Raw genomic sequence first — 10494 nt, 5'->3', positions numbered from 1 at the left:
ATGGCCGCCTGGAAACTCGCGCCGGCGTTGGCGGCCGGTAACAGCGTGGTCTTGAAACCTGCCGAGCAGTCGCCGTTTTCTGCCCTGCGCCTGGCCCAGCTTGCCCTGGAAGCCGGTGTCCCGGAAGGTGTGTTGAATGTAGTGCCCGGCCTCGGCGACAGTGCCGGCAAGGCCCTGGGGCTGCACCCCGACGTGGATTGCCTGGTGTTCACCGGCTCCACTCAGGTGGGCAAATACTTCATGCAGTACTCCGCCCAGTCCAACCTGAAACAGGTGTGGCTGGAGTGTGGCGGCAAGAGCCCGAACCTGGTGTTTGAGGACTGCCAGGACCTTGACCTTGCGGCGGAGAAGGCCGCCTTCGGCATCTTTTTCAACCAGGGCGAAGTGTGTTCGGCCAACTCCCGTCTCTACGTGCAACGCTCCATCCATGACGAATTCGTCGAGCGCCTGATCGCCAAGTCGCGCGCCTGGATGCCGGGTGATCCGCTGGACCCCGGCAGTGCGGCCGGGGCCATCGTCGACAGTCAGCAAACCGCACGCATCATGCACGCCATCAGCCAGGCCCAGGGGGAGGGCGCCAGGCTGTTGTGCGGTGGCGAACAGTTGGCCATCAATGGCTCCTCCAACTTCATCCAGCCAACCATTTTTGCCGACGTGACCCGCGACATGGCCCTGTCCCGTGATGAAGTGTTCGGCCCGGTGCTTGCCGTCAGCGCTTTCGACACGGAAGAGCAGGCGATACAGCAGGCCAACGACAGCCTCTACGGCCTGGCGGCCTCGGTATGGAGTGATGACCTCAACCGTGCGCACCGTGTGGCCCGTGCCCTGAATGCCGGGACGGTGTCGGTCAACACCATCGACGCCCTGGATGTGGCGGTGCCGTTCGGTGGTGGCAAGCAATCCGGGTTCGGGCGTGATTTGTCGCTGCACGCTTTTGACAAGTACACGCAGCTGAAAACCACCTGGTTTCAGCTGCGTTGACTCAAGCGGTTATCCGGTCGTGTATTTATGCGTGCGCGACCGGCACAACTACAGGCAAAATCAGTGCGAACTCAGAGGGCTTTGAACACCATGGTCACTATTCGCGTAATGAGCACTGCCGACTACGACGCCGTGCTCGAACTGATGCAGAAAACGCCTGGCATCTCCCTGCGCGACGCCGACTCCCGCGAGGCCACTGAGCGTTACCTGGAGCGCAATCCAGGCCTGAGTTTCGTCGCCGAGGTCGACGGGGGGCTGGTTGGGTGCGTGATGTGCGGGCACGATGGCCGGCGCGGGTATTTGCAGCACTTGCTGGTGCTGCCCGCGTATCGGCGCCAGGGTATTGCGAACGCGTTGGTTGAGCGCTGCCTCACCAGCCTGGCGCAATTGGGCATCCGCAAATGCCACCTGGATGTGTTCAAGACCAACGACAGCGCTGCCCGTTATTGGCAGGGTCAGGGCTGGCAGCTGAGGACCGATATTGATCGCTATTCGTTTACCCGACCGGGTGACGAGAACGCCTGACGTCCATGGAGGGACAGATGCTCGAGATACGACGCGCCACGCTGGAAGATGCACAGGCAGCCTTCGACATTCGCCTGTTGGCCATACGCAGTCAATGCATCGGCGCCTATACGTCCGAGCAGATGATGTTGTGGACGCAAGGCGCAGCCAAGGACGGTTACGACACGCTGATGGACAAGCATTTTTACCTGGGCTGCGTGAACGCTGAACCTGTGGCCACCGGCATGCTGGATCTGGCGAACAACGAAATCGGTGCGCTGTTTGTGCTGCCCGGGTTTACCGGACGCGGGATTGGCAAGCAGATACTGGCGTATCTGGAAGCGTTGGCGCAGGAATTGGGGATCGAGGAAGTGATCCTGGACGCGACGTTGAACGCGGCGGATTTTTATCGACGGTGTGGGTATGTGGGGACCGAGCAGGCCATCTATCATTCGCCGTCGGGGTTGCAGCTGGCCTGTATTCCTATGCGCAAACACCTCTACAATGTTCGCTGACCCACCCAAAACCTTGTGGCGAGGGGGCTTGCTGTGGCGAGGGAGCTTGCTCCCGCTGGGTCGCGAAGCGACCCCAATAAAGCCAGCGCAATCTGACTGAAAGAACTCGCTGACCCTCTTGGGGCTGCTGCGCAGCCCAGCGTGAGCAAGCTCCCTCGCCACAGGTCATGTGTCGTCCTGGGTATTGAACTCCGTACGCAAACACCTGATCACCTCGCTCACCGAAGCTCCTTGAACCACCGGCGGCGTAGGGCTCTCACCAAACTCCCGCCAGATAAAAAGCGTCAGCTCCGCACCGTCGGTAGCCTTCTGCTGCGTCCCGAAATTCTGCAACACCCGATAGCGCTCATCCTGCCAGAACAGCGCTTCAACCCATCCATACACCGGTATGAAATGAAAGTGCAGCGGGAAGCCCGGCATATGCCCGAACCGGCTGATGTAAAGCCACTTGGGCTTCAACTGAGCCTCCATGACCCGCTGGGTTTTGGCCAGCAACCCACCCAGCTCCGCGAGCGCCGCATCGGGCATCTCGGCCAGTGAGTCAACCGGCGCCTTGGCACCCAGCATCAGGTAGCCCGGCAGTGCGGATGACAGGTGATGATTGAGCAGCCAGTGCTCGGTCTCATGCACAACAAAGGATGGATCGATCTTCATCGACGGGCTTCCATGCGAAGAGGTTTGGCAGGATACCAAGAGTCATCGCCCTGTATCCCGCAAATGCAGCGGATCTGTCTCTATCGCGGCATCCACCTTATAGATACGGTTCATCCATACCTATTCAATGCCGAGAAAACCATGGACCTGACCGCAATCCCCTTTGGCACCACCGACTGGTCGACCCTCGAGCCGGTGATGCATCCCGGCGAAACCGGCAGTGCGTATTGGCGCACTTGCCAGTTCGGTTCAACCCGTGTGCGCATGGTCGAATACAGCGCCGGTTACCTGGCTGATCACTGGTGTTGGCGCGGGCATATCCTGCTGTGCCTGGAAGGTGAGCTGCACACCGAGCTGGAGGATGGCCGGCAGTTCACGCTGACTGCCGGGATGAGTTATCAGGTGGGCAATGACATGGAGGGGCATCGTTCCTCCACTGCCATTGGCGCAAAGTTATTTGTGGTCGATTGACGTTCCATCGGCCTTCAACCCTTGCGATAAACCCCCGCCAACTCCCGCGCCAGCCCAATGAAATTCTGCAACGGCGTCGACGGATTGAACGCGCGCCGCACCAGTGTGATCGGTGCCAGCAACCTTGGCCGTGCATCGCTGATCCGGCAGTACACCACGCTTTCGCGATGCACGTCGCGCATCGACGCCGGCACCACCGAGATGCCTTCGCCTGCGGCCACCAGGCTGACGTTGGTCAGCATGCGCTCCACTTCAAAGGCAATCTTCGGCTCGAAACCGGCGTTCTGGCAGGCCTTGATCAGGTTGGCGTACATCCCCGGCGCGCCGGGGCGGCGGACCAGGATGAAGCGTTCGTCCTTGAGGTCGGCCATGGTGATTTTTGGCTCGGCGCCCTTGAGCAGCGCATGCCCGACGGGCAGGGTCAGCAGCATTTCTTCGTTGAGCAATCGGTGGAACGTGAGGCTCTGGTGGTCGCCCACCGGTGCGCGGAGGATGCCGATGTCGATGCGTTTTTCGATGGTGTCTTCGGTGACTTCCCGGGCGCTGCCTTCGTTGATCGAGAGCTCCACGCCCGGGTATTGCTCGCGGTAGGCGCGGATGATTCGCGGGATCAGCGGGTGGGCGGCGGCGGAACTGGTGAAGGCAATGACCAACGTGCCTTCGATACCCTGGGCAGCGCGAGCCGCCTTGAGGGAACCTTGCTCGACGCGGGCGAGGATCACTCGCGCTTCATCGAGAAACACCAGCCCGCCGGCAGTCAGGTCGACGCCCTTGGGGTGGCGCTTGAACAGGTCGAATCCCAGCTCTTGTTCGAGGGCACGTATCTGTTGGCTGAGGGGCGGCTGCTGCATGTTCAGGCGAGCGGCAGCGCGGGTGAAATGTCGCTCTTCGGCCACCATGATGAAATAACGTAAATGGCGAAGTTCCATGGTGGTATATCCCGTGACAAGACTTTATTATTTGTGGCCTGAATGCGCCTTGGCGACCAATATGCCGAAAGTGGCCTGATCCGACAATAACAATAAATAAAAAGACCATGGAGCATTGATGTCGACCCGATTTTCGAATAACGCCACCTTGCCTATTTTGATTGCCATTGCTCTTGGCATGGTGTTGGGGCTTTTTTATCCGGGCGTGGCAGTCGAGATGAAGCTGCTCAGTGACGCCTTTATAAAAGTGGTCGGGTTACTGATGCCATTTCTGTTGTTTGTGCTGGTGTCGACCGGTGTCGCAGGTATCAAGCGCGAGCCCCACCATCGGCATGTAGTGGGGCGGATCGTGGTGTATTTCCAGCTGATGTCCCTTGCTGCATTGGTGTTGGGAATGTCGACGGGGTGGTTGTTCAGCCTGGATCACACGGCAGTGGCCAACCTGGATTTTGATCATCTGACACCGCCTGCCGCGCCCGAAACGCTGCTGCACGAGCTGTCGATGACCTCGATTTCGTCCAGCCTTTACAAGGTTTTCACCCAAAGCCTGGTTCTCCAGGTGATGCTGGTGGCGGTGCTGTGCGGCCTGCTGCTGGGGCGTGGCGGCCAGGTCGCAAACCGCTGCCTCGGTTGGCTGGAAGCGGCGGTCGCCGGGTTGTTCTGGTTGCTGCGGTTTATCCTGAAGTTCGCACCGCTGGCGGCGTTTGGGGCGATGGCATTTGTGGTGGGAAAGTACGGTTTAAGTTCGGTGCTGCCGCTCTTGAAGTTCATTGTTGTTATTTACCTGGTTTGCGCGGTGTTCGTCATTCTAGTGTTCGCCACGGTTACCCGCCTGCTCGGCGTTAAATTGAGCCGGCTAATTGCTTACTTGAAAGAAGAGTTGTTGTTGGTGACGTTCACCGGCTCTTCAGTGGCCGCACTTCCAGGTTGCGTCAGCAAACTTGAGGCGCTGGGCTGTGATCGCCAATTAGTGCGCCTGGTGTTGACCACCGGGTATACGTTCAACTTGGCCGGTACCAATATTTACCTGACCACCGCCATCATGTTTCTGGCGCATCTGGCCGGGGTGGAGATTGCCGTGCCCGAGTTGCTGGCGGTGCTGGTGATCTGCCTGTTTACCTCGCTGGGGTCTACCAGTGTGGCGGGCTCGGCGCTGTTTACCCTGATTGCTACCTTGAACATCCTGCAACTGGTGCCACTGGAAGGGGTGGGTTTGTTGTTGGGAGTGGAGCGGCTGATGAAGTGTCGGTCGTTGACCAATGTGCTGGGCAATTGCGTGGCGTGCCTGGCGATATGCGGGTGGCAGAAGTCGATTGACCATGAGGTGTTGAAGCGGGAACTGAGTCACTGAGCCGAGTACACTTTCCAAGCCCAAACTCGGTCAAATGTGGGAGCGGGCTTGCTCGCGAATGCGGTGGGTCAGCCAATAAATCTGCTAACTGATACACCGCCTTCGCGAGCAAGCCCGCTCCCACATTCAGATCGCATTTCAGCCCTTGGCGTTGAGCAACTTGTCGAAGGCCTTGTCCAGGTTGCCTTCAGCACCTTTCAACTTCTCACGACGCTCCTTCAACCAACTCTGGTCCGCGTCGAGATTCTTGCGCGCTTCCACCAGCATCCGCTTGACCTCTTCCGGCTGCGGCCCACCCGTACCCTTGCGAGTCTTGACCATCGTGGTCGGCGACAGCGCAGCCCGGAAACCGGCCTCATCCAGCGGCAACGTATTCGGCGTCCATTTGTATTTGTCCGCGGCCTGGGTGTACAGCTTCTGCGCGTCCGCATACGCGAAGGTCTTCGGCGTGGTGCCATTGCTGCGCGCCTCGGTGACGATCAACGAGGCGAAGCTGTGGCCAATGCGGAACGGCACCTTGAACTGACGCTCCAGGGTGTCAGCCAGCTCCATCGAAGTGGTCCACTCGGACTCCAGCTCATCCAGCGCTCGCTGCGGGTTGATCTGCAGCGCATCCAGCACGGCATCCATGCTTTTGAACATGTCATCGGTGGACTGGAACAGTCCCAATGAATCGAACGCAAACTTGTAGTCGGTCATGCCGGTGGTGACGTTATGCGCGCGCAAGGTCACGGTTTGCGCCAGGCCCACCACGTCGGAGGCCGATTCCCGGGTGCGCATCAACAACCCCGGGTTGCGTTTTTGCGGCATCGCACTGCTGGTGTAGGTGGACTCTTCGTCCAGCAGCAACCAGGGGCGGATCTGATGGTACTGGGTATGGATATCGCCAATCATCGCGCCGATGCGGATCGCCGAAGACGCCGCGAGGTTCGCCGCCTCGATCGGGATGTCGTAGGTCGACACCTGGCTCGAATCCAGGGAGTTTTCCCGCACGCCGTCGAACCCCAGCAACTCGGCCAGGCGTTCGCGGTTCAGCGGGTAAGCGGAGTTCGCCAGTACCGCGGTGCCCATCGGGCTCAGGTTGAGGCGGGTGTAGAGTTCACGGATGCGTTGGCCGTCGCGATCAAATGCGGCTTCGAACGCCAGCAGGTAGTGCGCATAGCTGATGGGCATGGCCTGCACGCCGTTGGTGTAGGCGGGCACCAGGGTGTCGATGTTCTTGTCGGCGATGTTCAGGATACGTTGGCGGGTGGCGTTCAGTGCCTCGCTGTAGGCCAGCACCTGGGAGCGCAGTTTGGCCAGGCGGTAGGTGGCGAGCATGTCCTGGCGGCTGCGGCCGGAGTGGATCAGCGACGCTTCCGGACCGATCTTGTCGGTCATGATTTTTTCCAGTTGCAGCACGTCTTCCGGGCGCTTGCCATCGGGCTGGTCGGCCTGGTCGATGGCAAAGCGCACGCCGCCGGCGATTTTGTGGCCCATGTCCGGCTTGACGATGCCTTCTTCGGTGAGCAGGTGCGTGACGTCATCGCCGTAGATCATGATCGGCGCCAGGGGCATGCCGCTTTTGCGGGCGACTTCCACCGCGTCGAGGGTTTCGACAAAGGTGGGTTTGCCGCCCTCCTGGAAGGTCTCGACCATCTGCACCACGAGCTTTTTGCCGCGTTCGAGCAAGGCTTCCGGGGCGTCGTCGTGGCGCATGTCGAGCCAGGCGGGTGTGCCGTGGCGGCGACCGCGTGGGTCATGGCCCATGTTCGGCGCACCGCCAAAGCCGGCGAGGCGGCCACGGGTGACGGTGGAGGAATGCCCGTCCCCATCGACCTGTAAGGTGGCGCCGATAAACAGGTCCACCGCGTATTGGCCGGCCAGTTGGCAGAACATCCGGTTGGAACGCAGCGAGCCGTCGCGACCCGTGAAGAACACATCCGGCCGGGCGGCGATGTAGTTCTCCATGCCCAGTTCGGTGCCGAAGCAATGAACGCTTTCGACCCAGCCGCTTTCGATGGCCGGGATCAGGGTTGGGTGCGGGTTGAGGGTCCAGTTGCGACAGATCTTGCCCTTCAGGCCCAGGGATTCACCGTAGGTCGGCAGGATCAATTCGATGGCGGCAGTGTTGAAGCCGATGCCGTGGTTCAGCGATTGAACGTTGTGTTTTTCGTAGATGCCGCGGATCGCCATCATCGCCATCAACACATGCACGGGCTTGATGTGGCGTGGGTCGCGGGTGAACAGCGGTTCGATGTAGAAGGGCTTGTCAGCGACCACCACGAAATCGACCCAGCTCGCGGGGATGTCGACGCGCGGCAGGTCGGTGACGTCATCCACCAGTTGGTTGACCTGGACGATGACGATGCCATCGCTGAAGGCGGCCGGCTCGATCAGCGCGGGTGTGTCTTCGGTGCTCGGGCCGGTGTAGATATTGCCGGCGCGGTCGGCCATGAAGCCGGCCGACAGGACCACGTTGGGGATCAGGTCCACCACCAGCCGCGCGTAGAGTTCGATGTAGGTATGAATCGCGCCAATTTCCAGCAGGCCGTCTTCCAGCAATTGGCTGATGCGCAGGGACTGGGTGCCGGCGAAGGAGAAATCCAGCTTGCGGGCGATGCCCTTTTCAAACAGGTCCAGGTGCTCGGAGCGGCCGACGCTGGGCATGATCATGTGCAGGTCGTGGAGCTTGGCGGGGTCGGCCTTGGCCAGGGAGCGCGAGAGGAAATCGGCCTGCTTCTGGTTGTTGCCCTCCAGCACCACGCGGTCGCCGGGGAGGATCAGGGCTTCCAGGGCTTCGACAATGCGCTCGCTGGGGAGCACGGCGCCATCGGCGAAGGATCGCACCAATGCGAGGCGGCGCTGCTTCTCATCGCGCCGCCGCGTCCAGCGCGAGTCGGGGGAAGTTGTTGTTGTCATGGTCGCTCCACGGAATTTGCTGTCGTGGGCTGTACCTTAGGAGGGTATTGGGGGGGCATCAATCAAGCTGGGCGGTGAACCGTTACGATTGGAGTAATGGTTCATTAGCAAACGCTGAGGCTCGGGCTCAACACAGTTCAAATGTGGGAGCGGGCTTGCTCGCGAATGCGGTGGGTCAGTTGATAAATCGGGTACTGACACACCGCATTCGCGAGCAAGCCCGCTCCCACATTTGCTCAGCGCTGTTCGGGAGAACGTGCGCAGAAGTCCCAAAATGGGAACGATCAGTCCCTTTTTGGGACCGATCCCACTTCGTCACATCGCCGCTGGGCTCACCTGCTCCAACGCCTGATCAACCAGTAACTGCCCCAGCTCACTCATCTGCTGAATGGCCAGCACCACGCCGCGCTGGGAACCTTCCAATTCAAAGGCCAGGTTGGAGGTCAGCGCGTTGAGTGAGGCAAAGGTTTCAGAAGCGTTGGCCAGCAGGGCTTCGGTGGATTGAGAGGGGGTGACGGTAAAGAGTGATGATGAAGCGGAAGTCGGAAAGTAATGATCCATGGCACGCTCGGCGGCGGCCTGGAGTTTGCGGTGTTCGATTTCAGCGTTGTGGGGCGGATTGGGGGTAGGTTTGAACATGATGAAACTCCTAAACAGATGAGTAAGGAGCGCCACCGTTCGCTTGCACGCGAATAAGGGTGGCGACCGTGCGCAGGTGTGCAAGACCGGGCCTGTTTAGGACACCCAGCAGGTCCGAAGACCTCCTGCGCGCAGCCGCCATAAAGCAGCGAGCACAAAAAACGCCCGTTGAATGGCTGGGCGTTTGTACGCCTAAACAGTTTCGTCGGACTTGCACGTCCGTGTCACCGTTTTTTGCGATGACGGACGAAGACTAGGCGCGATCACAGGGCACAACAAGTTCATGCACAGCGCGAGAGGTTGCAGGAAAAATCCGATCGTAGAGCACGAGCTGATTGCTCCTACGAACTTTTCGGGTTGTTGCTCGGAACCCGTCTCTTTAGCCTTCATGGCTAAATCAGATAGCCGCAGGACACAACCGAATGGGTATGCATAACCCTCCCCACCCTGGCGAAATCCTGCTTGAGGACGTGATCCCGGCCTTGGGCATCACCATTACTGAAATGGCACGGCGCCTTGGCTTCGCCAGAGAAACATTCTCTAGAATCCTCCACGGACACGCGCCAATCAGCCCGGATCTTGCGGTAAGGCTTGAACGGGCAGGTATCAGCAAAGCTCGGTTGTGGCTTTCGATGCAAAGTGCCTATGACCTGTGGCAGGCAGAGCATCGAGATCAACCGAAAATCGAACGGTTTGCACGGATTGACTGACGGTTACACTCAGGCCAATCCGGCCTCGACCAACAACGCCTCCAATCCCATCAAGTCCGGCACCCTGGCCACATGCTCCCCCACCTGCACCGCCGCCAACTCCAGCGGGCACAACGGCACGTCCACATAACTCAACTGGCTATCGAGCTTGTACGAGCGCGGAATCCCCTGGATCACCAACGCAATAAACTTCAACGTCGGCCGTCCTCCGAGGGTGTTCAACACCACAATCCGCGCCCGCTCTCCCACCACGCCCGACTCGCCACACGCGGCCTCAAAGCTGATCAACGGCAACTGCCGATCCCGCCAGGTAACCTGCCGCAAATACCACGGCGGCGCATCACTGGCCGGTTCGCCGCGCTGGAAGTCGATCAGCTCGGCCACGGCGACGTTGGGCAACAACAGGTGACGGTCGGCCAATGGCAGCAGCAAGCCGGTGAGTTGAGTTGCGCGGTGATCAAGCACGGGACTTGCTCCAGTAAGCGATGCTTTCCAGCAGCACCGACTCTTGATAAGGCTTGCCGAGGTAGTCGTTGACGCCAATCGCCATTGCACGATCACGGTGTTTTTGCCCGGTGCGGGAGGTGATCATGATGATGGGCATGCGCATCAGCCGCGGGTCGTCGCGCACCTGGATGGCCACTTCGAAGCCGTCCATGCGCGGCATTTCGATGTCGAGCAGCATCAGGTCCGGGGTGTGCTCTTCCAGCACGGCCATGGCGTCGATGCCGTCCTTGGCGGTGAGCACGTTCATGCCGTTGCGCTCCAGCAGGCGGCTGGTGACTTTGCGCACGGTGACCGAGTCGTCCACCACCAGCACCAGCAGCGGGCGCTTTTTC

The 10494-nt window shown here is 60.1% G+C and carries 12 protein-coding genes and 1 pseudogene; 6 read left to right on the top strand and 7 right to left on the bottom strand.

Going from position 1 to position 10494, the window contains the following annotated elements; translation table 11 throughout:
• The 3 genes from HX846_RS25975 to HX846_RS25965 form a co-directional block, all read left to right on the top strand.
• The coding region (locus HX846_RS25975) for an aldehyde dehydrogenase family protein (protein WP_178966364.1) at positions 1 to 981 on the top strand (981 nt) is incomplete at its 5' end.
• Positions 982 to 1008: 27 nt separating this feature from the next.
• Entirely contained in the window at positions 1009 to 1506 is a 498-nt protein-coding gene (locus HX846_RS25970) for a GNAT family N-acetyltransferase (RefSeq protein WP_256349561.1), read from the top strand.
• Between the two features lie 17 nt (positions 1507 to 1523).
• The gene (locus tag HX846_RS25965) at positions 1524 to 2000 is read left to right on the top strand and encodes a GNAT family N-acetyltransferase (RefSeq protein WP_177039885.1); all 477 of its coding nucleotides are present in this window, start codon (positions 1524 to 1526) and stop codon (positions 1998 to 2000) included.
• A gap of 165 nt (positions 2001 to 2165) precedes the next feature.
• On the opposite strand, the gene HX846_RS25960 is transcribed toward HX846_RS25965, so the two are convergent.
• Positions 2166 to 2654, bottom strand: coding sequence for an HIT family protein (locus tag HX846_RS25960; protein ID WP_003207341.1), 489 nt, complete (start codon positions 2652 to 2654; stop codon positions 2166 to 2168).
• Positions 2655 to 2795: 141 nt separating this feature from the next.
• On the opposite strand from HX846_RS25960, the gene HX846_RS25955 reads away from it, so the two are divergent.
• Positions 2796 to 3125, top strand: coding sequence for a DHCW motif cupin fold protein (locus HX846_RS25955; RefSeq protein WP_087692424.1), 330 nt, complete (start codon positions 2796 to 2798; stop codon positions 3123 to 3125).
• 14 nt (positions 3126 to 3139) lie between these two features.
• Here HX846_RS25955 and HX846_RS25950 read toward each other — a convergent pair whose 3' ends face one another.
• The gene (locus HX846_RS25950; RefSeq protein WP_003207349.1) at positions 3140 to 4054 is read right to left on the bottom strand and encodes a LysR family transcriptional regulator; all 915 of its coding nucleotides are present in this window, start codon (positions 4052 to 4054) and stop codon (positions 3140 to 3142) included.
• 118 nt (positions 4055 to 4172) lie between these two features.
• On the opposite strand from HX846_RS25950, the gene HX846_RS25945 reads away from it, so the two are divergent.
• A complete protein-coding gene (locus HX846_RS25945) occupies positions 4173 to 5405 on the top strand; it encodes a cation:dicarboxylate symporter family transporter (RefSeq protein ID WP_003207351.1) in 1233 nt (410 codons plus the stop codon).
• A gap of 138 nt (positions 5406 to 5543) precedes the next feature.
• Here HX846_RS25945 and HX846_RS25940 read toward each other — a convergent pair whose 3' ends face one another.
• The 3 genes and pseudogenes from HX846_RS25940 to HX846_RS25930 form a co-directional block, all read right to left on the bottom strand.
• Positions 5544 to 6785 carry an argininosuccinate lyase gene (locus HX846_RS25940; RefSeq protein ID WP_256739939.1) on the bottom strand — a complete coding sequence of 414 codons (1242 nt, stop codon included), beginning with the start codon at positions 6783 to 6785 and terminating at the stop codon, positions 5544 to 5546.
• Positions 6786 to 6896: 111 nt separating this feature from the next.
• Positions 6897 to 8306, bottom strand: a pseudogene (gene mdcA, locus HX846_RS25935) (malonate decarboxylase subunit alpha); the annotation flags it as partial.
• Between the two features lie 315 nt (positions 8307 to 8621).
• Complete coding sequence (locus HX846_RS25930) at positions 8622 to 8945, bottom strand: DUF6124 family protein (RefSeq protein WP_102604127.1); 324 nt, start codon at positions 8943 to 8945, stop codon at positions 8622 to 8624.
• 422 nt (positions 8946 to 9367) lie between these two features.
• On the opposite strand from HX846_RS25930, the gene HX846_RS25925 reads away from it, so the two are divergent.
• Positions 9368 to 9655: a HigA family addiction module antitoxin gene (locus HX846_RS25925; protein WP_063026533.1), complete on the top strand. Its 288-nt coding sequence runs from the start codon at positions 9368 to 9370 to the stop codon at positions 9653 to 9655.
• A 9-nt stretch (positions 9656 to 9664) separates the two neighbouring features.
• Here HX846_RS25925 and HX846_RS25920 read toward each other — a convergent pair whose 3' ends face one another.
• Entirely contained in the window at positions 9665 to 10120 is a 456-nt protein-coding gene (locus tag HX846_RS25920) for a chemotaxis protein CheW (RefSeq protein ID WP_003213725.1), read from the bottom strand.
• A partial coding sequence (locus tag HX846_RS25915) for a PleD family two-component system response regulator (RefSeq protein ID WP_178966363.1) occupies positions 10113 to 10494 on the bottom strand: 382 nt, incomplete at its 5' end. The genes HX846_RS25920 and HX846_RS25915, both read right to left, overlap by 8 nt.

The organism is Pseudomonas sp. K5002, from assembly GCF_013386655.1.
In the GTDB taxonomy this organism is placed as follows: Bacteria; Pseudomonadota; Gammaproteobacteria; order Pseudomonadales; family Pseudomonadaceae; genus Aquipseudomonas.
This window is presented reverse-complemented; position numbering and strand designations above follow the sequence as displayed.